25 protein-coding genes are annotated in these 25,644 nt (G+C 48.9%); 5 read left to right on the top strand and 20 right to left on the bottom strand.

Features of this window, described 5'->3' with window-relative positions; genetic code table 11:
• Positions 1-2: 2 nt before the first annotated feature.
• Positions 3-1,628 carry an ATP-binding protein gene (locus C1A11_RS11430; RefSeq protein WP_102050579.1) on the bottom strand — a complete coding sequence of 542 codons (1,626 nt, stop codon included), beginning with the start codon at positions 1,626-1,628 and terminating at the stop codon, positions 3-5.
• A gap of 315 nt (positions 1,629-1,943) precedes the next feature.
• Entirely contained in the window at positions 1,944-2,180 is a 237-nt protein-coding gene (locus C1A11_RS11425; RefSeq protein ID WP_102050578.1) for a hypothetical protein, read from the bottom strand.
• A gap of 349 nt (positions 2,181-2,529) precedes the next feature.
• Here C1A11_RS11425 and C1A11_RS11420 point away from each other — a divergent pair, with 349 nt between their 5' ends.
• The 4 genes from C1A11_RS11420 to C1A11_RS11405 all read left to right on the top strand — a co-directional run bounded on the left by C1A11_RS11420 (position 2,530) and on the right by C1A11_RS11405 (position 5,385).
• Entirely contained in the window at positions 2,530-4,191 is a 1,662-nt protein-coding gene (locus C1A11_RS11420) for a GGDEF domain-containing protein (protein WP_102050577.1), read from the top strand.
• A gap of 169 nt (positions 4,192-4,360) precedes the next feature.
• Positions 4,361-4,573, top strand: coding sequence for a 4Fe-4S binding protein (locus C1A11_RS11415; RefSeq protein ID WP_341458148.1), 213 nt, complete (start codon positions 4,361-4,363; stop codon positions 4,571-4,573).
• Complete coding sequence (locus tag C1A11_RS11410) at positions 4,570-5,133, top strand: 4Fe-4S binding protein (protein WP_102050576.1); 564 nt, start codon at positions 4,570-4,572, stop codon at positions 5,131-5,133. Before C1A11_RS11415 ends, C1A11_RS11410 begins: the two co-directional genes overlap by 4 nt.
• Positions 5,134-5,172: 39 nt before the next feature.
• On the top strand, positions 5,173-5,385 hold the full coding sequence (locus C1A11_RS11405; RefSeq protein WP_102050575.1) for a hypothetical protein: 213 nt from the start codon (positions 5,173-5,175) through the stop codon (positions 5,383-5,385).
• 227 nt (positions 5,386-5,612) lie between these two features.
• Here C1A11_RS11405 and C1A11_RS11400 read toward each other — a convergent pair whose 3' ends face one another.
• The 18 genes from C1A11_RS11400 to C1A11_RS11325 form a co-directional block, all read right to left on the bottom strand.
• Entirely contained in the window at positions 5,613-6,764 is a 1,152-nt protein-coding gene (locus C1A11_RS11400) for a M14 family metallopeptidase (protein WP_242965919.1), read from the bottom strand.
• A 9-nt stretch (positions 6,765-6,773) separates the two neighbouring features.
• Positions 6,774-6,920, bottom strand: coding sequence for a hypothetical protein (locus C1A11_RS13870; RefSeq protein WP_180950337.1), 147 nt, complete (start codon positions 6,918-6,920; stop codon positions 6,774-6,776).
• A gap of 15 nt (positions 6,921-6,935) precedes the next feature.
• Positions 6,936-8,213, bottom strand: coding sequence for a TRAP transporter large permease subunit (locus tag C1A11_RS11395; RefSeq protein ID WP_102050573.1), 1,278 nt, complete (start codon positions 8,211-8,213; stop codon positions 6,936-6,938).
• An 81-nt stretch (positions 8,214-8,294) separates the two neighbouring features.
• On the bottom strand, positions 8,295-8,909 hold the full coding sequence (locus C1A11_RS11390) for a DUF6305 family protein (protein ID WP_102050572.1): 615 nt from the start codon (positions 8,907-8,909) through the stop codon (positions 8,295-8,297).
• Positions 8,910-9,042: 133 nt separating this feature from the next.
• Positions 9,043-10,848, bottom strand: a complete 1,806-nt coding sequence (gene ggt / locus C1A11_RS11385; RefSeq protein ID WP_102050571.1) for a gamma-glutamyltransferase — start codon at positions 10,846-10,848, stop codon at positions 9,043-9,045.
• Between the two features lie 350 nt (positions 10,849-11,198).
• Complete coding sequence (locus C1A11_RS11380; RefSeq protein ID WP_102050570.1) at positions 11,199-11,822, bottom strand: response regulator; 624 nt, start codon at positions 11,820-11,822, stop codon at positions 11,199-11,201.
• On the bottom strand, positions 11,815-13,212 hold the full coding sequence (locus C1A11_RS11375; RefSeq protein WP_102050569.1) for a sensor histidine kinase: 1,398 nt from the start codon (positions 13,210-13,212) through the stop codon (positions 11,815-11,817). Before C1A11_RS11375 ends, C1A11_RS11380 begins: the two co-directional genes overlap by 8 nt.
• Positions 13,200-14,342: a poly-gamma-glutamate system protein gene (gene pgsW / locus C1A11_RS11370; RefSeq protein WP_102050568.1), complete on the bottom strand. Its 1,143-nt coding sequence runs from the start codon at positions 14,340-14,342 to the stop codon at positions 13,200-13,202. The genes C1A11_RS11375 and pgsW overlap by 13 nt, the downstream gene beginning before the upstream one ends.
• Positions 14,339-14,779: a poly-gamma-glutamate biosynthesis protein PgsC gene (gene pgsC / locus C1A11_RS11365; protein WP_242965918.1), complete on the bottom strand. Its 441-nt coding sequence runs from the start codon at positions 14,777-14,779 to the stop codon at positions 14,339-14,341. The genes pgsW and pgsC overlap by 4 nt, the downstream gene beginning before the upstream one ends.
• Positions 14,763-15,893: a poly-gamma-glutamate synthase PgsB gene (pgsB, locus tag C1A11_RS11360; RefSeq protein WP_180950336.1), complete on the bottom strand. Its 1,131-nt coding sequence runs from the start codon at positions 15,891-15,893 to the stop codon at positions 14,763-14,765. Before pgsB ends, pgsC begins: the two co-directional genes overlap by 17 nt.
• A gap of 384 nt (positions 15,894-16,277) precedes the next feature.
• Positions 16,278-16,679 (bottom strand): YbaN family protein, encoded by a 402-nt coding sequence (locus C1A11_RS11355; protein ID WP_102050566.1) that lies wholly within the window; start codon positions 16,677-16,679, stop codon positions 16,278-16,280.
• On the bottom strand, positions 16,676-17,014 hold the full coding sequence (locus C1A11_RS11350; protein WP_102050565.1) for a nitrous oxide-stimulated promoter family protein: 339 nt from the start codon (positions 17,012-17,014) through the stop codon (positions 16,676-16,678). The genes C1A11_RS11355 and C1A11_RS11350 overlap by 4 nt, the downstream gene beginning before the upstream one ends.
• Positions 17,014-18,672 carry a thiol reductant ABC exporter subunit CydC gene (gene cydC, locus C1A11_RS11345; protein WP_102050564.1) on the bottom strand — a complete coding sequence of 553 codons (1,659 nt, stop codon included), beginning with the start codon at positions 18,670-18,672 and terminating at the stop codon, positions 17,014-17,016. Before cydC ends, C1A11_RS11350 begins: the two co-directional genes overlap by 1 nt.
• Complete coding sequence (locus tag C1A11_RS11340; RefSeq protein ID WP_102051077.1) at positions 18,669-20,405, bottom strand: ATP-binding cassette domain-containing protein; 1,737 nt, start codon at positions 20,403-20,405, stop codon at positions 18,669-18,671. Before C1A11_RS11340 ends, cydC begins: the two co-directional genes overlap by 4 nt.
• Before the next feature lie 219 nt (positions 20,406-20,624).
• Positions 20,625-20,783, bottom strand: coding sequence for a hypothetical protein (locus C1A11_RS13865; RefSeq protein ID WP_180950334.1), 159 nt, complete (start codon positions 20,781-20,783; stop codon positions 20,625-20,627).
• Between the two features lie 396 nt (positions 20,784-21,179).
• Positions 21,180-22,700, bottom strand: a complete 1,521-nt coding sequence (locus tag C1A11_RS11335; RefSeq protein ID WP_102050563.1) for a tripartite tricarboxylate transporter permease — start codon at positions 22,698-22,700, stop codon at positions 21,180-21,182.
• 18 nt (positions 22,701-22,718) lie between these two features.
• Positions 22,719-23,189, bottom strand: coding sequence for a tripartite tricarboxylate transporter TctB family protein (locus tag C1A11_RS11330; RefSeq protein WP_102050562.1), 471 nt, complete (start codon positions 23,187-23,189; stop codon positions 22,719-22,721).
• A gap of 91 nt (positions 23,190-23,280) precedes the next feature.
• Positions 23,281-24,282, bottom strand: a complete 1,002-nt coding sequence (locus C1A11_RS11325; protein WP_102050561.1) for a tripartite tricarboxylate transporter substrate binding protein — start codon at positions 24,280-24,282, stop codon at positions 23,281-23,283.
• A 341-nt stretch (positions 24,283-24,623) separates the two neighbouring features.
• Between C1A11_RS11325 and C1A11_RS11320 the strand changes: the two genes are divergently transcribed.
• A complete protein-coding gene (locus C1A11_RS11320; RefSeq protein ID WP_102050560.1) occupies positions 24,624-25,634 on the top strand; it encodes a uroporphyrinogen decarboxylase family protein in 1,011 nt (336 codons plus the stop codon).
• Positions 25,635-25,644: the final 10 nt, after the last annotated feature.

The following is a 25,644-nucleotide window of genomic DNA, read 5'->3' as shown; positions in this document are numbered from 1 at the left end:
AATCAATGCAGCGGAATCTGAGCCATAAGCCGGGTGCCTTTTGGCTCACCCGGTCCAATGGATACCTGCCCCGCCAGCAGCTTTACCATCTTGTTGATGTTATTTAGGCCGTTGCCTTCAAATGGTTTGCTCTCTTCCCGTTTGAATCCCTCTCCGTTATCCGCCACTTTTAATGTAATGTTGCTCTCATCCATCCGAATCGAAACATCTGCATAGGTGGCTTTGCCGTGACGCAGAGCATTGCTTACCCCTTCGCAAATGATACGGTAAGCTGCTATTTTTTGCGCGCTTGTCATCTGCTCTACTCGGTCATCCAGCTCTAGCTCCAGCTGGGCATCACTGAGCCGCTGCATCTCTTGCATATATTCCTGCAAGCGGCTGGTAAAGGTCTCGCCCTCAAAGCTTTTGCCATAAATGGTTTGGCGCAGTTCTTTCATGGTTTGTTCGGTAGAGCGCTCAAGTGCACAAATTTCTTCTTTCATTTTCTCTTCTGACGCATTCCCCGCGTCTCGTTCCAATCGTTTCAGATTGCAGGCAATGCCAAAAAGCCTCTGGATAACAGTATCGTGAATCTCGTCAGTGATGCGACTCTTTTCCTGGGTGACAATCAACTCCTCTAGTTGTTTTTGGCTATCTAGGTTTTTAAAAATCAGTTCGATGAGTTCAAAGTAAAAATTTTTTTGCCCTGTCTCTGTCTTATCGTGCGAAGAAACAGGTAAAATTATCAGACCGGCTGGCAGCCAACCCGCTGCACCAACTGGCTGCACTTCATAAGTTTGGCCAGCTTGCATCGTACGGTAGCTCATCTTGTTTTCGCCTTCTGCTTCTGCCAAAAAATTATGCGCCAAGACTTTTGCGTCCTCTGCCGATACTTTGTTGCTCTGAAGTCTCTCCACCTCGTGCTCTCCGCTAAATTTCACAAGAGCACAGCCCTCCGGTGCAATGGTGCGGCAGAGGGTGTCAGTAAGCTGCGCCATTACCCGTTCTGGCTGCGTCATCGCAAACAAAGTAAACGTGTTATACAAGTCTGTAATCTGGTCAATCGCCTGATGATTGAGCTCCTTTTCGTGCAGCAGAATACAGTTGAGTGCCTGCTGCTTTTCTTGCAAAGCACTGAGCCTGCGCACGTAACGACAGATAACGTCGCTGCTGCCCAGCACAATAACGGCCCCAAAGCAGATATTCGCTGCCATATAAAACGCGCTCATCTCGTTTGGCAAAAAAAAACGGCTCAGCGTAAGGCTGGCGGTACACCATACAAAAACAATCACCGTACCGACAACCGTACGCTTTAATGCCATTAACATCATTAACGAGCCAAAGTAGTACCAAAGGTATGGGCTTGCAACGCCGCCGCTGAGCAAGGTAAAAACGCCGTAAGCAATCAATTCGATGCCCAGCGTAATATAAAACACGGTTCTGCTGCCCTGCTCTATAAACAATTTTTTATATAAATAATTCCCTAAAGCACAGGCCGACAACATCCCTGCAGCAATCACCAAACGTATTGCCGTATGCCCGCTTTGGTGCGGCGCAAGGGTAAGAAATACCAAAGTAGAGACCAATGCGGCGACCCACCGAAACCGAATACAGAGCCTGCCATACCGTGCCAGCTCTTCTTTTTCCATCCCGTCACCTACCTGTAAAGACACCTTTTTATTAGCCTAACATTTTTCTATCCTGAGTCAATTCTTTTTCATCGCCGTATTCGGCAAGGTTCGTGTTGTTTTGGGGCACAGGAGCACACATATGGGCAAACGGTGTAACTGCTTGTTTTTTCTTGTCTACAATTTTTTTGCTAAAAGCAGCCTTTTTTGCGGAGACCGGATTGCTTTTTAATTACACGCAAAAAACCCTCTTACAGAGAGTACTCTCTGTAAGAGGGTTTTGCGTTGCCGAAAGCAAAGGAAAAACTGTTTTTCGCCTTGGCACAAAAGTTTGCATTACTGGTCAAAAAGTATTTCCAGTGCCAGCATCTGCTCTACCGCTTCCGTCAATCGCTGGGGGGGAAGATGCCGAAAGTTGAAAAACGAAACCATGGCTTCCACCTGATTTTTTCGGGTCGAAATATCTTCTACCGCCGCTGAAGATTTCTCTGCCCGAATGCCAAATGCTATGTACGATTCTCCTTCTTCCGACATTAAAGTCGTTTGGGTCAAAAAATACTGTTCCTCCTGCATTTTTTAGCGCCTTCTCTCTTTAAATTAATGATGAGCGATTTCTATGTACTACCTTTAATAATAATAACAAGGAGCCTTTTCATCAACAGGCAAATAATGTAAAGCGAAAAAAATGTAATATCTACTTAAATTATGTTAGTAAAATGGTAGTATTAGACGAAACTTTTTGTCAATTCCCAGAAGTGGAAAAAAGCAAAAAAGTGTCAATATAGCGATTTTATTTCTCGTTTTCCTGAAAATTCAAAACGTTTTAAATCTTATAACTAAAGTTGATTCGTCAATAAAAATATGGTAAATTTAAGACATCTTAATTGCCATTAAAAAAGAGTGCAAGGGAAGGAGCGAAAAAGTGAAATCTTTACCTAAGCTCCTAGACCGCATTGTAATATTCCTCATCTTATTTGCCCTCACAGGTTTCGCCGCCATCTGCCTGTTAAGAGATAATTCTTCTTTTACCGATAAACAAGCTTTACCGCTGCAGGAAAATTGGATAAACACTACTTCTGGCGATACTGTCAGCTTACCGGCCAGCTTGTCCCTGACAAAAAACGTGCCGCTCACACTGCAATTTACGCTGCCTGAAAGCAGCCCTCATCCCTATACCGAACTTTATTTTTCACCTTATTATTATGACCTTGAGGTGTATCTGGACGATCAGCCGCTGCTAAAAGAAAAGTTTGAGCCTGTCTACTTTTCTCGCACCAACGGGGCGCGCAAGGTTTTCGTTTCCTTGCCTGATGATTGGGAGGGAAAACAACTTACCATTGTAATTACGCCCCAGGTACAGATTTCCTCGGTTAAATTGACCGCACCTACTCTTTGTTTCCAAACAGATGCTCTGACCGAAATTTATCTACTTAATCTCCCCAGCCTGGTTGCCACAAACATTATTTTTTTACTCGGCATATGCCTTGTGGTCTTGTATCGGGTATTGCGTAAAAACAACCATAATGATTCCGGCCTGCTGGCACTGGCACTATTTTCGCTGCTTTGCAGCATTTATCTCAGCACCCAGCTTGGTTGGAATAAGCTCTTGTTCGCCAATACCACTCTGCTGTATATCGCAGAGTTTGTTGCCCATTTACTACTCCCCTTGCCTTTACTACTTGTGTTAAAGAATGCATTGGCCGACCGTAGTCGCAGGGTAATTGACGGGTGCCTTTGTGCTACGGCCCTGCACGCAACTATTCAGAGCCTGCTTTTTTTATTCGCAGGAATTGAATTTCGCGAAATGCTTCCCGCGGCGCACCTTCAGTTGTTGATCTTGGTTATCATCACGGTACCAATACTTGCTTTTGGTCGCTTTCGACAATCAGGCCAACGGAGGCAAGTCTGCATTTCTCTTGTTCCTATTATTGTATGCAGCAGTATTGATACCATCATCCACTACTTTACCAACGTTGCGCTGCCTGCCTTCTTCCTGCAAATTGGCTTTTTCACCTTTGTTGTATTGCAGGCATTCTTTTTGATTCGGCTTTATCTGAAAGCATGGGAGGTGGAGCAACGCTCAAAAGCGTACGAGACGCTTGCCTATACCGACCTTTTAACCGGGCTGAAAAACCGCAATGCCTACGAGTCAGATGCCGAGTATCTGGACGTTATGCTAAAACGCAATTTGCGATATAACATTAGCTGTATTGCAGTAGATGCCGATAATCTGAAACGCACCAATGACCAAGAGGGACACGCTGCGGGCGATTTGTTGCTTCAAACCATTGCCGAGGTGCTGAAAAAGGCCTTCCCTAAAAACCTTGGCATCTATCGTATCGGTGGCGATGAGTTCACGATTCTGCTGACTTACCGCAGCAAAACCGAACTTCGGCTGGTTTTAGAGGAAGTGGTAAAAAGTCTTGCTGCCCATCGTTTTCAAAATCTTGCAATCTTTTCTTTCTCGTATGGCATCTCTGATTCGACCGAGTTTCGGACCTTAGCGGCACTTACCGCACAGGCAGATGCAGAAATGTACAACATGAAAAAGCACCACCGTCAAGAAGCAGGGCTCATCGAATAACCACTTTTTCAAAACCAAAAAGCCAGCACCCATTCTTTTAAAGGAAAGGTGCTGGCTTTTACCTTTTGCCATGCTTCAAACAGCCTACCTCGCACAAAAGTGACCATGTCACGGTAGCCGTCGTGATTTTTCCTGTACAATGGTGAAACAATCAATGGGAGGTAACCTTGTGCAAACAATTATAAAACGAATCAAAAAAGCGTATGTCGAAACAGAAAACTGTGTGGCCTGTGGCTGCTGTGTCAAAGTTTGCCCGCGCGATGCAATCAGCGTCCCAGACGGCATCTGCGCTCTAGTGGCAGTGCAAAAATGTATCGGCTGCGGTTTGTGCGCCCGCGAATGTCCGGCTTCCATCATCTCTTTGTTGGAGGTGCCTGCATGAAAAAGCATTGGTACGATTTTTTATGGATTCCCTCGCTGCTTTATCTCACCCTCGGTTTTTTTAACATTCTATTTGCATGGCTGGGGTTAATCTGCTTTTTTGTTCCCCTTGTTATTTCTCTTTTTGGGGGCGGCAAGACATATTGTAATCGCTATTGCGGACGGGGCCAGCTGCTGGCTCTGGTGGGTGGTCGGTACGGATTTTCTCGCAAAAAAGATATGCCACGCTTTTTGCGGAGCAAATGGTTTCGTTATGGTTTTTTGATTTTCTTTTTTGTCATGTTTTTTCAAATGCTCTGGAACACCTGGCTCGTCTTTTCCGAGGTAAACGACCTGCGCCAGGCAGTAACATTGCTCTGGAGTTTTCGTCTGCCCTGGCACTGGGCCTACCATAGCAGCGTCGCCCCTTGGGTAGCACAGTTTGCTTTTGGCTTTTACAGTGTAATGCTCACTTCTACCGTGCTTGGTTTTCTCACAATGCTGCTGTTTAAACCCAGGTCCTGGTGTGTTTACTGCCCTATGGGTACGATGACCCAACTTATTTGCAAGGCCAAAGCTTAGCGCATTGGGTGAGGCTTTTATTGCAAAAGGAGGCTTTTTATGAACGAAAAACCGAAACGCAACATCCCCCGCTGGCTGCCCATGCTGCTGCTCGCACTTTTGGGCACCTTGGGTGGCTTTCTTTGGTACCGCTCTGTCGGATGCACGACCGGCAACTGTGTGATTTCTTCCAATCCGCTGCTTTCCACCTTTTACGGTGGAGCTATCGGCGCTTTGCTTGGATATGTATTTACCCCTGCAAAAAGCAAATAAGCTCGTCTTTTCCGTCAAATCAATTATATAATTAAAAGCAGTCGCTTTCTTTCAATAAGAAGGCGGCTGCTTTGCAGTTATAGTAATATTCTCTCAAGTGTAAGGTGCAGTTGTATCATATAAAACAAAAACCGCGCATCGGCTCTGCAAACAGAGAGATGCGCGGTTTTTCCGGATTATTTCTGCACAGGTCCGGACACAAAATGAGGAGGGGCTTAACTGGGACACTAGTTCAGGTATTGACCCAAGCGAGCTCCGCCAAGGTCGCTGCCGTCAGAATCCGTAAACAGTTCTGCATAGCCGGGCACATTGCTGAAACTAACAGGTGCGTCTGCATACTGTTCTGAGTAGGATTTGGTATACTCAATAATGCCTTGCAGGTGGCGGCCGACACGTTCTTCAATCGGGTGGCCGTTTTCATCGTAGGGCACATAGAGCATGCCGAGTTCGGCGCTCTTCTCATAGGCTTTGTCGATACCGGTCAATGCCAACGCTTCGTTGGTAGCGCCGCGCAAACGGCCCTGAGAGGCGTTAGCGGTTTCCATCAGAAGTGGAATCGTGTCGGTATAGTCGCCCAGTTCGCGGTGGGTAAGGCCGTGCAGGTTGACCGGCGAGGGCTCCAGCGCCATCGAAATACCGGCAAACTGCAGCTCCATAAGGCCAACCGAAGCAACGCTCATGCCTTTTTCATGAGAAACAGTCGCATTAATAACCGGGTATTCGGGCGATGCTTCGTGCAAATCAAAGGTAAGGTTTACATTTTCAGCTTTGATCATCTGAGTAATGGCATATGCCACTTTCTCAGTGAGATTTCCGTTTTCCACACCGGGATAAGCGCGGTTAATGTTGCGTGTTTCAGAGCCGGAAAGTGTCTGCCCGGAAGCCGCGTGCACATATACATCCGGGTCGGGCCACTGGTCGATTGGGTTGGTTGCACGAGAGCCGTAGCGGAAAGTACGGACAGCGCCATCTTTGTTGCTAAAGTGGATATACTGAGGCGAAGCCTCCTGAGCATCGTTGTGCGTCATACCGCTGCGGTTGGTGTAGGGGATGACGTAAACGGTACCCTCGTCCACCACTGCATTTTCAATAAAAGTAATAGCGCTCATATAGCCGGAAGGCTCGTTGCCGTGAGTGCCACCCAAAATGAGCACTTTGCCGCCGGGCTTTTTGCCCTGCATCACATAGATTTCGGTATCGCCGTTGGTGCCAGCAATGCCGTCAAAATATTCGCTAAGCATATGAACTTCGGAAACGCCGGGACCGGGGATAATGTCACCGGGGTTTTTAAGCTCTATAAAATTGATGCCAGTAACTGTCGCAATCGCCAAAGCAAGCACGAGGCAGATGGCACCGGTAATGGTGTTTTTCTTCATCATCTGTCCTCCTTACTTAATCATCAGCAATCTGAGAATCATCGGAATGACCACCAGCGCTGCATTTGCCTGGTTCGTTACTTTTTCTTCGGTGAAGAGATTCCACACCGTAAATACCAGTACGAGACCGATAATGCCTCGGTAAATCAGGGTAATCATAGTGTTAACCTCCTGTTATTTCAGTACGATAAAAGGTGCAAGCTGGTTGGCGAAAATGATAAACAGAATTGCCCAGACAATAAGCACCAGCGCAGGGATAAGGCACTTTTTAAGGACCGGCGTATATTTTTTCATGCCAACCACCTGTGCTGCAAAAATGCCAGCTAGTGCCGTCGGCGGCATCATGTCGCCCAGTGCTGCAATCAGAGAAATAGCAGAGGCAGTGATAATCTGGTTGCTGCTCATAAAAGCCAACAGGAAGGGGACGCCCAGTACCGACGCTGCACCGTAAGAGGAAACTGCACCGAATAGCGGGATAGCAACCGCCATTGCCACGTACAACAAACCGTTGGGCAGGCTCAGGCAGCTGGTTACGATAAAGCCACGCACGCCGGTTAGCGTCATCACCTGAATAAACATGCCTACGCCCATCAAAATACCGAGTACTGGCAAAACACTCTGCACTGCGTCTTTGCAGACGGTAACAACCTTAATTTTGTTGCCGGTGAACAGGCCTACCGCCGCACCGATGAGGAAAATCAGCGGCATGCCCAGGCTCGGGAAAGACGGTACCGCTTTGTTCAGTACCATCAATACCAGCGCAAGCAAAATAGGAATAAAGATACGGAAGCCATACTTTTCGCGCGGCTCATTGTTCAGTTTCAGCTTAATTGCTTCATAGTCCAGCTTTTTGACATATTTGTAGCCAAATAGCAGCACGGTAAAAATAGCAAGCGGGAAAGTAAGCAGCGTAAGCGGCAGCTCAAATCCAACATAGGGAATATCAATACCGCCACCGATAATCATTGCAGGGATGTTGACCGGGGGCGCAATCATACCCAGCAGGCCGCCCATAGCAATAATGCTTGCTGTTTCCAGCGCGGGGATGCCCATTAACATCAGCACCGGTGCCATGATGGAACCGGCAGAAAGCACTGCCGCGGTGGAAGAGCCGGTAATCATACCGGGGAACATGATAACCAGCATGATAAGGCAAAGCAAAAGTGCGGGCACTTTATGGAATTTTTCAATAATCAGCGAAGCCAGTGCGTCCAACGCACCGGATTCCTGCACCACCTTCATAAAAATCATCGCGCAGGTAATAACCAGCACGGTGTCTACATAAGAGAAGGTGCCCTCAACGAGATGGCGCAGGGGAATGCCCTGCCCGCCAACCAGCGCACCGATAACTGCGGAAAGCACCATGGAAATGCTTACCGGCAGTTTCAGTGCAAAGCAACCAGCGGCAAAGGTGACCACCATCGCGAGAAAAATAATTAACTCGTGACTCATTTCATACCTCCGAATCGTGTGCAGCCACACACGAAAATAAGCGTTTTTTCTCTGCCCGCGCGCCGCGCGGTACCGCAGTGCTTATTTAAAAGCAGCTTTCAGCGGGGTGAGCACTTCGCCCATCGAAGTCACTTCATCCATCGGGATGCCAGCTTTGGAGGCAAGCTCGGTCATCATGCCGTCTTTGTTGCCCTCTTTAACAACGATAGCGTAATCTGCCTTGGTAAAGCAGGGGGCGATAAATTTATCAGAAAGGTCGCCACGGCGTGCTTCGCCGCCGATGTGCAGCGCAAGGATGGTAAGGCCTGCTTCGTCCGCTGCGTTAATCAGCTTCTCTACACGCGCAATCTCCTGGTCTGCGTCAATACCGGCAGCACCAAGGCCTTTGGAAGAACCGCCGATGGCAAGCACCAGCGTTTTTGCATCGCCGAGGTCGCTGCCGTCGGACATATTGTCGATGCTGTATTTCAGCTCAGCTTTGTCCATCATTACTTTTACCATTTCAACGTCAGCACTCTGGCCTACGCTGGTAAGCAGTGCAGGCTGCTCTGCGATGGCCTCTTTCAGTCCCTCTACGGTTGCGGTGCTGCCTGTTGCGGTGCTGCCCGCTGCCGAAGAAGCCGGTTTGCTGCCGCAAGCGGTCATGGAAAGTGCGAGCATAGCTGCCATTGCAACGGCAATCATTTTTTTCATCATCGTAATATCCTCCTGATGGGTGGTTGTTGGTTTTTCTCTTTTTTCTCATGCCCCTATTTAGGGGAATAAGCACAACGGGCAAGCCCATTGTGCTTATTCCATAAAAAGAGCAATTTAATAAATTGTGTAAGATTTAGAAGCCAAGTGCCTTACCGTCACGGCGGGGGTCGCCTGCGCCGTCAAGGGTACCGTCTTCTGCATAACGTACTGCGTTAACAGAACCAAAGCTGCGGTTCCATTCGTCGTTCGGGTTACAGATGTGGCCCATCTCGGTCAGCTCAGCAATGACATCTTCGCCAATGCGGGTTTCGTAGCTGATGGTGTTATTGCGGAAACCGGAGATACGGGGTGCATCGACGGCTTCCTGCATGGTCATGCCGTGGTCGATGAGGTTAGAGACAACCTGTGCAACCGTAGCAATGATGGTGGTGCCGCCCGGGCTGCCCAGTACGGCGAAAGGCTTGCCGTCTTTCATGATGATGGTCGGGCTCATCGAGCTCAGCGGGGTTTTGTTGCCTGCGATGGAGTTCGGGTGATCCGGACCAACCACGAAGTCAGCCATTTCGTTGTTCAGTACAAAGCCATAGCCATCTACTGCAACGCTGCTACCGAAGTAGCCATTGACCGTAGAAGTCACCGAGACCATGTTGCCTTTTGCGTCGGCTACCGAGTAGTGTGTGGTATCTTCGTGCTCGAACATCCAAGGATCGTCGGGCAGAACATTTTCGAGAGCAACTTCGGCATCGATTTTGCCGGCGAGTTTCTTTGCGTAGTCTTTGCTGAGCAGGCCATTGATGGGCACATCAACAAATTTGGTGTCGCCCATGTATTCGCCGCGGTCAGCGTAAGCCAGCTTAAATGCCTCAGCAATGATGTGCAGCTCTTCTGCCGAGCAATCTTCCATCGAGGGCAAATCAAAGTTCTCGAGGATATTAAGTATCTCCAGCACGATGGTGCCGCCGGAGGACGGAGAAGGAGAAGAAATAATATCGTAACCGCGGTAGCTGCCTACCACCGGCTTCATAACTTCAACTTCATAGTTTGCGAGATCTTCCATCGTAAACACGCCGCCGTATTTGTTTGCATTGGCGACAATGGATTCTGCGATTTCGCCTTTGTAGAAAACGTCTGCGCCCTGCTCAGAAATCAGCTCGAGAGTCTTGGCGTAATCCAGATTTTTGAACGTCTCGCCAACTTCGTACGGAAGTTTCATGCCGTCGACATCTTTGAGAAAAATCTCGCCGCTCTCCGCAAAAAGGGTAAGGCTATCGTAGCTGTTTTTCATGTCGTTGGCCAGAGTCGGGGTAACGGTAAGGCCCTTATTTGCCAGCTCAATGACCGGCGCGAGCACCTGCTCACGAGTCATGGTACCATAGTTATCCAGCGCGTAAAGCAGGCCCGCCACAAAGCCGGGGACACCTGCCGATTTGCCGCCAACCCAGTTCTGGTTGCCAATAACTTTGGTGTTGCCGTCTGCATCGGTATAGGTCTGCCACATATCCGGTGTGGCTGCTGCCGGTGCAGACTCACGGAAGTTGATGAAAAGGTCTTCGCCAGTTTCTGCGATGTGCAGCGTCATAAAGCCGCCACCGCCAAGGCCGGTTGCATTTGCCTCTGCAAAACCAAGCGTAAAGCCAACTGCGACTGCCGCGTCTACTGCGTTGCCGCCCTGCTCCATAATGATTTTGCCAATTTTGGATGCCTCATATTTGCCAGCAGAAACCACGCCGGTGCTGCCGGTGGCATCACGACCAGTTTTGGTCAGACTCAGATCATCCCCCCATAAAACAAAATCGTCCAGCGAGGTGTAGCTTGCATCGGTCGCAGAGCCCGATGTGCTAGAGGAGGCTGCCGGTGCAGAACTGGATGCCGCGCCGCAACTTGCAAAAGATAAAGCCATTGCACACGCAAGTGCCAGTGCTAGAAAACGTTTTCCCATCTTCTCTCATACTCCTTTTAATCATTTAACGCGAAAGAAAACTTAATATTTTTTCATTAATCACGAATCTTTCACATTTATCTTAGCCCTATCTTAGCACATAAAAATAGCTTGGTCTATTTTTTCTCTTTTATCTTTCGTGGCAGTTTGACTAAAAAAAGCAACGTTTTTTGGAATATAAATCCGTTTTTCTTCCTGATTTGGGCGAAATGTAAGTTTTTTCTTTCTAAAACAAGCAATTTTCATAATATGAAACATTTCTTCTCTTCGCATGGAAATACAAAAGGCTGCCGAACTTCTTAAAAAGCGTCCGCCAGCCTTATGCATATATATTCAATTGTATATGCGTTTTATTTTTCTATCCATCGAAAACTTTGTTTGGGTCTGCCAATCTTACCATAGCTGCTTTTACTTTCTAATACACCTTCTGCGACCAGGTGCTGTAAATAGCGATAGGTTGTTTGGTATGCAAGCCCGGTAGCAACTGCTATCTCATTTGCAGTCAGGTAGGTTTCTCCTGCGCGGGTCAGGCAGTCGCGAATCAAATCTAACGTTGCACCGCCAATCCCTTTGGCCACCGGCTCAGCAGCCTTTCGGCTCTCCATCAGACGCACATGCAATTTAATACGGCTGATAATGTCGGGGGCCTTGATGGGTTTAAGGGCAAAATCGCTTGCTCCGGCTTCCAAAAAGCGATCTGCCACCTGCTGGTCCTCGTCAATCGTAAACACAATAATCGGCACATCCCCGCCAATTTGCCGCAGCATACGCACCCCCTCAATGCCGTTGATTTCTGGCATGTGGTAGTCAATCAGCACTATGTCGGGCCGGTGTTCTCGAAAAAGCGCAATTCCTTCTTTCACATGGCTTGCCGTTAGGGCTTGCCAGCCTTGAAAGTCAAACACGGCTTTGAGCGCAAAACGAATTTCTTCGTCATCGTCGATGGCAAGAATGGTAAGTGTGCGGTTATTCATCTGTTTCCTTCCCTTCTGGCAGTACAATGGTAACGTCGGTTCCCTCGTCTGCCCTGCTTTCCATGTGGATGGTTCCTCCCGAACTGGTAACAACCTGCTTGACAAAACTTAGCCCCAGCCCGTGCGAAGAACGAGTAGAAAATCCACTTTCCCAAATCTGCTGCATTACGTCCTGCGGAATGCCTCTTCCGTTGTCTTCCACGCGTAAAATAATATAATGTTCCTGTTCCTGATTGCTGTACACTGCGGATAGCCCAATCCGCCCGGATTGCTTATCTACAGCATAAAAAGCGTTTTCAATTAGGTTGACCAGTGCACGCACAAAGCGAATTTTATTCACTTCTATCACAGCATTCGGTGCATCGTTATACACTTCTACTAAGCTTGCATATTCCGAAACCGAAATATCTGCCAACACTGCGTCAAATAAGCTTTGCGTAGTAATCGGAGTAAAATGGTTTTCGTTGAGAATCTCAGAAATCATTCCGCTCATTCGTTCAATCGAGGATTCTATTTTTTGTAAGTACACCTGCTCTTGCAAGTCTCCACGCTGTTCACTGGCCAGCTTCACAAGGCTCACCAATGCCTGTGCCGAGGTAAGCGGAGATTTTAAATCGTGTACCAAATGCCGCATTTCGGCATAGGTTCGATTTTCCAGTACGCGTATGCGGGTTTCCATCATCATTTCTTCATTCTGCTTTTTCAGTTCGCCTACTGCGCGCAAATTATTTTCGTCTCGCACCAGCATGTAAAGCAGCAGGCCAACCAGCATAAACAGCACAAAAAACAACAGTGCCATCGATTGCAGCACGCCTTCGGCCTCGAGAAATGCTGCTGTAAACTTAATTTCTGTCGAGGTTTCTCCCCGCCCCACCGGCAAAGCGGAGAGTGCTGGCATCACATCGAGAAACTGCACCGCCGAAATAAACATTGTGACCATCATCAGTTTTTTCGGCAGACTGACCAGGTTATAGTCTGCTCTACCGAGAAAGAGCAGCAGCCCAATCAGCACAAACGCGGGCACGCCAAAATCGTACCGAATATCAAATAGCCGTTCAATTAAAAAATACACCTGTGGAATGATAATCAGTACAATCGCCGCTTTTTCCAACCGCAGCTCTTTGCCGCCCCGTGTAAGAACAATCGAATCGGCCATAATAAAAGTGCCGAGATAATGCGGCAGACAGCGCAGAATATTCAGGCTCACCAATTTCAGCGCAGCTATCATTACATATACCGTGTTTTCTTCGCGGATTGCCGTTATTAAATCTCGCGGAATATGCAGCTGCATCACGGTAAAAAGGCGCGGCATCAAAATGCCGAGGGCTACCAACAGCAATCCAACTGTAAATTTTCTTTTATAAAAGCGCCGCACTTCTATTTTTTCCAAGGTCTTGTTCCCCTTTCCGCATAGGGTTTTCCACCGTTTTCTTTTGCCCCGATGGAAAGCTGGGTTTCAGGGTCTACCGGGCGGCGCATCCACCAAAGCCAGACCAGCAGTGCCAGCACGCTCGCAAGCGCGGCAGTAATCAGCCCACGAGGATAAGCTGTGGTATAAAACACAGCACTTTCTCCGGCTACGGACGTCACAAGCGGATCAAACGGTAACGCGTAGTCAGCAACAATCTGCTTTATGTTGAGCAGATTAATGACCGGCAACCCCTGCGCTTGATACCATTGCACAAGACCGCTTTTTTCGTCTATTCGCCCGACCGATAACGTGCTTTCCAAAAGCCCTTGCCCAACTACCGTTGTTTCGCCCTGTCCAAGCGAGGTGGTATTGCCGCCCACCGCTACAAAGCAATCAATCCCCGCGGCTTCATACAGTTGGCGGCGCGCGGTAAGGTTTGCGTTATAGTCAGTCTGTTTCATCAACTCAAGTCCTGCGGTTTGCAGCCGCTGCTCTATCTCAGCCGCAAGCGTCTCATCCATACCATGCCCGGTGTCGTAGTCGCCGCCCATGGTCACAAGACGGCTGTCAGTAGAAATCAGCCCGTCCATGTAGAGCAGATGAGCCATTTCCGGAAAGGTCAGCTGCGGGTTATTGGCACCATAGGTTGAAGCGCCAACCGAAGAAATATAGGTCAGGTTCAGTTTCATCGCGTCGCAGGCAGCAATTACCGCAAGGTTCAGCGCCGGGAAAGAACCAGAAAATCCGGCGCCAACATTGTCGCCAGCCGCAAGCCCCGCCTCAGTGAACATACGAACGACCATCGCAGCCATGTTGGGGTCTGCCGTGGTGCGCTTAGCTTCCAGCGCGCCAAGCGTGGTGGTAATGCCGTTGTACTCTTCGCCAATCATTCCGGTTTTACGCAAATCGAGCGGTGAAAATTCGATGCCGTACGCCTGCTTGTAGTGTTTTACCGCCTGCATGGCAGTCTCCATTCTGCGGTAGGCATCCAGCTGTGCCTCGTAGCAGGTGGTTTTTGCTCGGGTGCCCATTGTGCTTGCAACGCCAACAATGCTCCAAAGCAAAAGTGCCGCAGCGAACAACAGGCTGTAAACTCGTTTTTTGCTCATACCGGAAACACCGGTATGCCAAGCCAAAGCATAATAAGCGCCAGTATCCCCGTAACGATGGAGAGCGAAACGAGAGATTTTGCAATGCCTTGTTTTTCAAATTCCTGTGCAATAATGCCCGGCACCAACGCACCGATAAGCCCGGGGTTATGTACCAGCAAACCTGTTTTTAAAATTGCCCAGTTGATGGCAAACGAAAGAAGAATCATAACCGCAAATCTGCGCCGCCCATATAAAATGGTGACGTTGCCAAGCAACCTTGAGAGTCCCCACGTGGCAAGAACAACCGCCAGCGTATAGCCAATACGCGCCGGTGTTTGCAGACAAAGGGCAATATACCCCGGTACAACCAACCCTGCGGGAGAAAGGCCGGTGCACTCATAATAAATCAGGCTGAGTACAACCCCTAAAATTACGATATCATGGTACAAGCGCATCCCCCTCCTCTCTCACTCTTGCCATTAGCAAATGGCCTTCTGCGGCAATATTGCCCGCAGCAAAAATAACCATATTTTCATCGGCTGCAAGATCAAGCTCGTCAGCGGAGGCAAAGCAGCGCACCGGTACTGGCCCCACTTTTTGCAGTTTGCGCGCAAAAGCTTTTTGGGCCGCGCCAAGCAGCCATACCTCGTCCGGCTTTAGCCGTTTGGCCAGCAAAAGCATATGTGCGGTGCGGTAGCCGCGGTCCCGTCGGTTGTTAATCAGCAACACTAGCCGGCGCTGTGCGAGTTCGTGTCGCTCTTTCATCTGATGCCACACCTGTTCGGACGATTGTGGGTCGTTGACCGATAATGCCCCTACAAAAAGTGCACCACCCGGCAACCGATGCAAGGAAAGCGCATACGGGTCCTTACAATAATGCGCCATCCCCTGCAATGCTTGCGGGCGCGGCACGCCAAGGTGTGCACACACTGCCAACGCCAATGCTACGTTCTCGTCAAAATCTATGGCTTGTGCCGGTAAATTTTCTGCGGTTGCCAGAATCGCCTTGGCGCCTTTTTGTGCTGCATTTTTTGCTATCTGCGGATAAAAAATTGCATCTGCGGTAAATACCACACCATTTTCTGGAATCATCGAGCAAAGCGAATCACAAATTTCTGACAGCGTGCCCCCCATCTCATCGGTGTGATCCAGCCGCACATTGGTAATAACGCCGATGTCAGCACGCATCATTTTTTGCTGCGACAGTTTTTGCAGTGCCGGGTCTACCGCCATGCACTCTGCTATCAAAACCTCCGCGCTATTTTCTGCGGCACGTTGCAACACCCAAAGCTGTTCTCGGATATTGGCCGGCCCGCGGCGGAGAATCTGTTGTTCGCCCCCCTCCGCATTAATTGTCATTGGCAAGGTTCCCGTGGTTTTGCAGAAGCATCGCTTTCCCCCAGCGCGCAGACCTGCGTCAATCAACCTTGTTACAGAAGATTTGCCGCGGATACCATTGACGTAAACCACATGCTGTAGCTTTGCCCGGTTGCGCAAGACGCGGCGGTTTTCATAAACCAGATAAATGATCTCGCCCGCAAACAGCAATAAAATAAAAAGCTCCAGCAATCGCGTCACATCCTTTCTTTACCATTATATAAGACACGCCTACAAAAGCCAAAGGAGAAAAAAGAGAGAAATTCTTCCAGCTGAGTAAGGCAGTGCATTAAATTGATTCGAAAACTTTCCTTTAGAAGATATATTTTATAAATTTCGCTCAGATAAAAAGCTATTCTTTTCAAACACTTACCTTTTAGCGAATGTTTGAATCCGCTTTTGAGCGACAAAATTTCATCTTCTCACCCCTAAAAATCCACGAAAGCCACGTGGTTTATCACAATTGTGTCGCTTATTTTCTTGAAATGACACTTTACTTATAAAGCGATAAAAGCTTCTTTTTTAGGAGCTAATTAGAAAATAAAAATCCGCAGAAGCTATCTTCTGCGGATTTTTTTATTCGGTTTTCGGCTGTGCCGTTACCGTTGGAGGTATGGTTTTAATCCCAAACACAAAATAGACGATATGAAACACCCAGACTGCTGCAAGGATCATGCGACCAATTGGGACTCTGCCCATCATCAAAAATCCAAATGCCATGGTCACGGTAACCAGAAGCATAATGCGCAGCTTGGTTTTCCATGTCATGCCCTCCCCTTTTACGAAGGATTCAAGATTGTTTTTATAAAGCTTTGTCGCAACAAACCAATGATGCAAACGCTCAGAGCTTTTGCCAAAGCAGCACGCTGCCAACATTAGAAATGGAAAAGCCGGCAGCAGTGGCAGTGCAGCGCCCAGTGCCCCAAGCCCTACCCCAATACAGCCAAGGGTAATATAAATCACTTTTTTCAATTTCATTGACTCTCTGCCTTTCTTCGCTTTTCCCGGGTGCTTTCTATTACATGTCGCACCGCCATAACAGGGTGCACAAACAGCATCCGCGGTCCTGCAAAACGCATCACTTCGCGAATTTTTTCGCGCATCTCCGCGTTATAGCAATGCACCTTGCAGTTAGAACAAAACGTCTTTGTTTCCATAAACGGGCACTTATCACTGCGCGCTCTGGCATACGCCTCCAACGCGGCACAATCAGCACACAACCCTTCTAAAGCGCCATGCTTTTTGCGGCAATAAAGCTGAATCATTTCGCTTACCAGTTGCTTTTCCCGCTCGCGCTTATCTTGTTGTTTCATTAGCTCACCCGGCCATGCTCTACGCTGTACACGCTATCTGCCAGCCGCATGGTAGACGCACGGTGAGATACCAACACCACGGTTTTGCCCTTGCGCTGCTCGGCAATAGATTTCAAAATCACTGCTTCATTCAGGCTGTCGAGGTTGCTGGTCGGCTCGTCCAGCAGCATAAATGGTGCATCGTGCAAAAAGGCACGTGCCAAGCCGATACGTTGACGCTCGCCGCCAGAAAGCGTGTCACCAAGCTCGCCGACATGTGTTTCGTAGCCTTGTGGCAGCTTGCTGATAAAATCATGCACCGCCGCTTTTTTGCAGGCTTCTTCAAGTTCAGCTTGGGTTGCATCCAGTTTTGCAATGCGCAAATTATTTGCAATGCTATCCTGAAAAAGGTGCGTTTCCTGTGTGACAAATCCCTGCATCTCTCGCAGACAGGTGGTGTTGATCTCGTTGATGCTGTGCCCAGAAACAGCAATTTCGCCTTGCTCTGCCACCCAAAAGCGCATCAGCAGCTTCAGTAAGGTAGATTTTCCGCTACCGCTTTTGCCGGTAACGCCAATCACCTTTCCTTCAGGGAAGTTCGCCTTTACATTTTGCAAAATCTCTTCACCACCGTAAGAAAAACTTAAATTTTCAACGCTTGCACCGGAGAACTCACAATCTGTTTTGCCGGTAATCTCTTCTGCTACCGGTTTTTCTTCTAAAATATCCAGCACGCGATTGCCTGCGGCAAAGGTGTTTTGCAATCCGCTGCCGAGGTCTGCCAGTGCCACAAACGGGCCAAACGAGCTCATCAGTGTAATCACAGCAATCAGCGCGCGAGAAAAGTTAATCTGTCCGCTAAGCAGCAATGCCGACGCCACAAAAAGCATCAGTAAATCAAACAGCAAAATAGCCGTCTGCGTCATTGCAGTGTTGGTTCCCGCTCGGTCTTTCATTGCTTTTTGCTGGGCAGACAGCTGCTCTGTTCTGCTTTGCATTTCTGCCAGGCGTTCTTGGCCGGCATTATATTGCAGCGTTTCTGAAAGCCCGCGCAAACTATCCAGCACAAAGGTGCTCAGTTCGCCGGATTGACGACGAAAGCTCAGCCCATTATCTTTGCTGCATCTAGAGGTGACGAGCGGAATAATAACACCTACGGTAAGGTATGCCACCAGTGCAACCGCCGCCAACACCGGGTGCAGATGCCCGATGATTTTGCCCATAAAAAGCGCCATCAGAAAAGCAATAAGTACCGGTGAAATGGTATGCGCATAAAAAACTTCGAGCAGCTCAATATCCGAGGTGATGATGGAGATGAGGTTGCCTTTATCTTTGCTCTCCAACTTTGCCGGGCACAAACGCCGCAGTGCAGCAAATACTTTATCTCGTAATAAAGCGAGCAGTTTAAACGCAATAAAGTGGTTGCAGTATTGCTCGCCATAGCGAAGTACGCCGCGCAGCAGCGCAAAAATTAAAACTGCCACAAAAACCGTTTTCGCCGTAAAGTGAACGCTCATACCCAGAATATCCAGCAGTGCCATACCGCCGAATACCGGAATCATGACAGCGCACAAATGCCCCAGCGTGCCGAGCAGCACTGCTAGTGTCATATATCCTGCAAGCGGGTTTACCAGGCCAATCAGCCGCATGCAAACCTTGAAATTGCTTCTTTTTTTCATGCTTTCGCCTCCTGTGCAAACTGCTCCAGATTTTGCTGCGTATTCCAAAGCTGCGCATAAACGCCGCCTTTTGCAAGCAGCTCGGCATGGGTACCGAACTCTTTCACTATGCCGCTCTCCATTGCGCAAATGACGTCTGTGCCTTGGGCATTCGCAAGGCGATGCGTAATGAGAATGACTGTTTTCGTCTTTGCCAATTGCTGAATCTCTTCCATAATCTCATTTTCACTTTCGACATCAACATTAGAAGTTGCCTCGTCAAAAATGTAAACCGGGCTGTCGTGCAGCATTGCGCGTGCCAAAGCCAAGCGCTGGCGCTGCCCGCCCGAAAAATTGCTGCCCTTTTCGGCAAGTCGGGTGTCCAGCCCGTTTTCACTACGCAGAAACTCTGCCAAGTTTACCTGCTCAAGCACCTGCCACAGGGCATCCTCGGTTGCAGCCGGTGCACCCATGCGCAGGTTTTCGCGCACCGTGCCCTTAAACAGGTAGCTGTCAAAACCTACATAGGTCATGCCGCGCATCAGGCTCGCTTCAGAAATGTCTTTCAAGTTTATGCCGCCAATGGTAACTCTGCCGGTGTAATCGCTGTTGCACCCCATGAGGATAGAAGCCACCGTAGATTTACCGCAGCCGGATTCCCCTACGATTGCAGTGAAACTGCCTGCGGGGAAAGAAAAGTTAATCCCGTGAAGAATCTCACGCTCCGGTTCGTAAGAAAAGCGAAGATTTTCGCAGCGAATCGTGCTGTCTTGCGGAAAATCAGCCGTACCACGCATATTAGGCTCTGCGATATCCAGCAGACGAAAAATCTTTTCGCTTGCGGCCATGCCGTTCATCGCAATATGAAAAAAACTGCCCAAAAGCCGCATCGGTATGTAGAAATCTGCCGACAGCAAAATAATCGCCAGCGCACCGCCAAGGCTTACCGCGCCGCTGCGCAACTGTGTGGCTGCCATAATCACGCCCAGCGCGGCGCCACCGTAGGCCAGTGCGTCCATCAGCGTAATTGAGTTTAGCTGCATGGTAAGCACTTTCATCGTGATTTTACGAAAGCGCTCAGACTGCTCGTTCATTTCCTGATGTTTAAACTCATCTGCCTGGTAAATCTTCATCGTGGTAAGACCCTGCAGGTTTTCCAAGAAAGTGTCGCCCAGCGTGGTGTACTCTCCCCAATATTTCGCGAGCAATTTTTTTGCAAAGGTTTGCACGGCTGCAATGGTAATGGGAATGAGCGGCACACAAACCAGCAGCACCGACGCAGCGGGAACGTTGATAAAGCAAAGTACCACAAATAGGGTAAGCGGTGCCAGCATACTGTAAAAAAACTGCGGAAGGTAAGCACCGAAATAGGTCTCCAACTGATCAACACCTTCTACGGCTACTTGTACCACCTCGGCTGCCGAAGCTTTTTCTTTATAGGTCAGCCCCAGCCGCAGCAGTTTTTCATAAATCAGCTGCCGCAGCGTGCTTTTTACTGATTTCGAAGAAAGAAACCCCATTTTTGTGGCGGCTTTGGTGCAAACAAAACGTACTGCAACGGCGCAGGTGATTACCAAGGCTGTAAACGCCAGCGTTTTGTTGCTCGCAGTGCCTTCATACAGTTTTTGCATCAACCGCGTTACAGCTAAAATCATGCCGATGTTGGCGACAAGTGCAGTCCATTGCAGCGCCACGTTACCGGCGATGTATTTTTTGCTTTCCGGCACTGTACCGATAAGCCGTTTGTTAATCATCATAACCTATTTCCCTTTACATTCGATGTTCTCGCCGTTCCTCTTTACCAAAGAGTTACGGTGGCATTTTCTATTATTTGGCTTGGTTAGTTTAAGCTAACTGCTTGTGTAAAAAATAAGTTAGTGCAAGCTAACCGTTTTTTATCATACGGACTTTCCTTAAAAAAGTCAAGCAAATTTCAGTTTAAGCTTGATAGGAAATAATACCAAAATGTTTTTTCAAAAATTTATTTTTGCTTTTACTTCATTCACAGTTTTTGTTAATTGCTTACCTTTATATAGAAAAAAGCAAACGGCAACGGGCCATGCCTCGCCGTTTGCTCTTTCGCTGCCTTCCATATAACGAACATTTTTCTCTGTTTCATTTTTGTCCATCATCGCAAACCTTGCATGATAGCTGTACTGTCGCAGGTTCTAAAATACAGCTTTCATTTTTATAAAAGCCAAAACAGGGCCACCCTTTCGGGCGACCCTGCCTTAGCTTTAGAGAAGCGCGGGAAACTTGCGCTCTAACAAGTTCCTGGGTTTTGCTGCGGAGCGAAAAACCCTGATAGGAATCTCCTCCCCAAAAAGCTCTCGGCGGAGAGTGCCTTCTGGCGGGCGGAGCGATTACAACTTGGCTTTCTGCTTCTGCACAAAGCAGTTTTGCCAGGCCCTATCACCAAATAAGACTCCCGGCGGCGGCTGCGCCCTTGCTTTGCACAGCGACCGCTTGGTGCTGATTTCAACAGCACTCGTAAAATATTTCAAAACACTTCTTGTTCAGAAAATTTCTTATGCTACCTTCTCTTTTTTGCGCTGCATGAGAGCATTTACAACCGGAATCAGTGCAAAGCCCAAGATGACCAGAACGATGACGATTGCAACCGGACGGGTCAGGAAGTAAGCGAACAGGCCGCCCTTGGTGCTTGCCATCAGCAGTGCACGGCGGAAGTTTGCTTCCAAAATGTCAGCAAGCACAACGCCCAGAACCAGCGGAGCCGGCTCGAAGCCATAGATTTTCATTAAGTAGCCAATGACACCGAAGATGAGCATGATCAAAACTTCGTACATGCTGTTGGCAAGTGCGAAGGTGCCGATGGTTGCAAGTGCTACGATGATGGGCACCAGCACAGAGTTCGGCACGAGGCAAACTTTTGCCATCTGTTTTGCCATGGTCAGACCGATAATACCCATAAGGATATTTGCAAACATAAAGCCAAGGAAAATTGCGTAAGTAGTCGGCGCTTTAGCACCGGTGAAGAGCTCGCTGCCCGGCTGCAAGCCGTGCATCAGCAGTGCACCGTACAAAATAGCGGTAACGGGGCTGCCCGGGATGCCGAGCGTAAACAGCGGAATCAGTGCACCACCGCAAGCTGCGTTGTTAGCTGCTTCCGAAGCAGCAATACCCACAGTAGAACCCTTGCCGAATTCTTCGGGGTTTTTAGAAGAGCGTTTTGCCATGCTATAGCTGATCCAAGCTGCGATAGAGCAACCAGCTGCCGGAATAAAGCCGACAAAGGAGCCAATCAGAGAGCTGCGCATCATGGTCGGGCTAAGCTTTTTGGCATTGCCCTTCTCCCAGCGTTTGCCGGTAAGCGCTTTCGAGGGATCGTCTACGATGGTGTTGCCACGGCCGGTAATCAGACGATCTACCAGAATCAAAACCTGGGCAATCGAGAACAAGCCGATGAGAATCGGGGTGGAGTCAAGACCATCCTCCAGCCACATCTGGCCAAAGGTAAAGCGAGAAACGCCGGTAATCGAGTCCATGCCGACGCAGCCGATTAACAAACCGACCAGCGCGGAGAAGATGCCCTTTGCACGGTTTTTTCCGGTAAGGCCGGAAACGACCAGCAAGCCAAAGCAAGCAATCAGGAAGTACTCAAGCGCAGAGAAACGAAGGCTGAGTTTTCCCAGCACGGGGGCAAACAGGATAAGGCACAGTGCGCCAATAATGCCGCCGACCACAGAAGCAACGGTAACAACCGAGATTGCTTCCATGCCTCTGCCTTTTTTGGCCAGCTCGTAACCGTCTTCGGTTGTAGCTGCCGAAGCTGCCGTGCCCGGTGTGTGGCACAAAACTGCAGTGATGGAACCGCCATAAACACCGGTGGTGTACATTGCGGTCATCATGACCAGTGCAGCCTGAGGGCTCATGGAGAATGTGATGGGAATCAGCAGTGCAATACCCACCGAAGGTCCAAGGCCGGGGATAATACCAATCGCCATGCCTGCAACAACGCCAATGACAAGTGCCAAAATCACTTCCCACGAAGCGAAAAGCCCCAGGGCGCTAGTAATGTATTCTAACATATTCTATTACCTCCCTGGTTAAATAAAGCGGAAATAAGATCCCAAAATGCCGATTTTGTAGATGGGCAGTTTCAGAATAACAACGAACAGGATGTAGGTGATAACCACGTACGAAACGGTGATAATCACATTTACCTTCCAGGACTTTACACGCAGGTACTTCTGTGCAAAAAGCAGGAAGATGGGGGTGGCTACCCAGTAACCGATGTATTTAAAGCCCAGATAGTAAATAAAGATAAACAGCAAGAACAAGAATGCATTTTTGCTGCTTTTCAGGGTCATGGCGTACTGAAACTCGCCTTCTGCCTCTTTGGTTTTGCGCAGACCATTAACGATAACAATCAATGCGCAGACTGCCATCATCGCACAAAGCGCGACCGGCAGTACCGATGCTTGTCCCGGAATATTCAAAGAAAGCACCAATACCCAAGCAGAGAAGGCCAGCAAAACCGCGCCAACCCAAACGTCACGATGGATTTGTTTTTTCATAGTATCCTCTTCTCCATACACATAAACACCAATGCAGTGAATCTGTTTTCGTAAAAAAGGGTGCCCTTATAACAAGGGCACCTTTTTTAGATTAACCCCAGATTTCCTGGCGTGCCTCAACCTGGCTCTGCAGCAATTCTGCATATTCTTCGCCACTGGTGTTGTCCAGCTGCAAGCCGAGGGTAGCCATATCTTTAATGTAAGTTTCGTCCTGCATAGCCTTCTGCATGGCCTCGTTCATCATAGTAACGATTTCTTCCGGCACGCTGTTCGGGTAGAAGTAGCCGCGTGCTGCAAATGCAACATAGCTTTTGCCGGTAGCTTCTTCAATGGTCGGCACGTCGGGCATAAAGTCGTTGCGCTCGTCAGCAAAGACGGAAAGAATCTTCATTTCGCCCTTCTCGTAGTAGCTCTGTACGTCCGAGATGGAAGCGAAGAATACGTCGGTATCGCCTGCGAGGAACATGCTGCGGCCGTCAGATGCGCCGTCAACCGGGATGGTAACAATCTGAGTGCCGAAGTTGTTGTTGAACCACTGTGCGGTGGTAGAGTCACCGTCGGTGATGCCGGTAGCCTGTGCGGAGATCAGTACCGGGTTTGCTTTTGCATACTCGATAAAGCTATCCATATCGCTAAAGCGGGTTTCGTCTGCACGAATGGCGATAACGTTGTAATCAAGCACCTGGTTGGAGAGCACCTGAACGTCGTCAAGGGTGTATTTGCGCGGGTTTTCGGGATCAAGCGCACCCATAACATAGTTGTGGTTGATGAGGCCGATGGTGTAGCCGTCGTCGTAATCGCCGGTGATCAGGTCGGTCCAGGCGATCCAGCCGCCGGAGCCAGTCTGGTTCTCTACAACAACGTTGACGCCCAGCTCTTTAGAAAGTGCGGTTGCCATGTAGCGAGCGCCGAGGTCGGTGCCGCCGCCAGCAGAAAAAGGACATACCAATGTAATAGGCCCACTGGGAAATGCACCTTTTGCCGGCTTGCTAGCCGTGTCAGAACCGGCTGCCGAAGAGGAAGCCGCGCCACCACAGCCCACCAGCGCAAGCGCAAGGGACATGGACAGGATTGCAGCGATAATTTTTTTCATAGTCTTCTGTTCTCCTTTTGTTTTGTGTTCTTTTTCGTTTTCATCTGCACGGGCAAAACTGTGCAAAATTTAGCCTCAGCCCGTGACGATTTATGTTGTTATTATACAAACGCCTGCACTTCTTGACCAACAGTTTTTCCCTGGTCACCAACAATTAAAAGGCTGTTGCCGGAAACTGCTTACAGCCACCCGGAACAGCCTTTTGGTTGTTAAAACAAACGTTTTTTCTGTTGGACAGTAGTGTACTTCTGTTTTTATACTATCCCCATACGTAAGATTATTTTCGTGCAAGCCACCCACCGGCAACGTACGGCAAAAAAACAAAAGGATAGGTTAAAACGATGAACAAAAAAGAACGCGTGTATGCAGCTATTCATTTTCAGGAGACCGACGAGATTCCGTACTCTTTTTGGAGTCATCTGCCGGGCATCGATCTGGATGCTACTCAGTTAGCTCATGCTACTTATGATTTTTATAAGACATATGATCTTGACTTTATCAAAACCATGAACAACGGCATGTATGCCATTGAAGATTTCGGCTGCGAAATCGACTATTCCGAAATTGAAAAAGGCGGCGTCGCCAAAATCGTTTACACCCCGGTACAGGCACCGGAAGACTGGAGCAAAGTGCAGCCCTGCTCGATTCACGAGGGCAGCCTTGCCCGCGAGTTGGACAGCTTGAAACAGCTGCTTGAGCTGGTAAAGGACGAGAACGTTCCTGTTATCTTTACTGTTTTCTCCCCCATTACCATTGCAGATAAACTGTGTGGCAAAAAAGTGCTCGACCATATCCGTGCCGGTTATGGCGAAGAAGTAAAGCGCGCTCTTTCTGTCATCGCTGAAACCACTGCCCAGCTGGCTGCGGAAGCAATTCGTTTGGGTGCAGACGGCGTCTTCTTTGCTTCTCAGATGAGCGTTTATGACGTTATGGACACCGAAGTCTATCTCGAATACGGCAAACCGTACGACATTCAGGTGCTCGAGGCGGCAAAAGACGGCTGGATGAACACGCTGCACGCTCATGGTTCCAATATTATGTTTGACGTTCTGCGCGATTACCCGGTGCATGTATTCAACTGGCACGCATGGGAAACCCTGCCCGCCATTGACGAGGCACAGCAGCTGACCGGCAAATGCCTGATGGGCGGCCTGAACCGTACCGACATCACCAGCTGTGACCGCAACGCCATTCGCCACCAGATTTTCGATTGCAAACGTCTCACCGGCGGCCGCGGCCTGATTCTTACCCCGGGCTGCGTCATTCGCTACCCGCTGAATAAAGGCATGCTTTCTTACATCCGTTCCGCAAAAGAATCCGTAGAAGGCTGCACTTGCGGCAGCTGCTGCTAATCTACACCGT

The organism is Pygmaiobacter massiliensis, assembly GCF_900199435.1.
In the GTDB taxonomy this organism is placed as follows: domain Bacteria; phylum Bacillota; class Clostridia; order Oscillospirales; family Ruminococcaceae; genus Pygmaiobacter; species Pygmaiobacter massiliensis.
The sequence above is the reverse complement of the archived record's forward strand: the minus strand, read 5'-3'. Positions and strand labels throughout refer to the sequence as shown.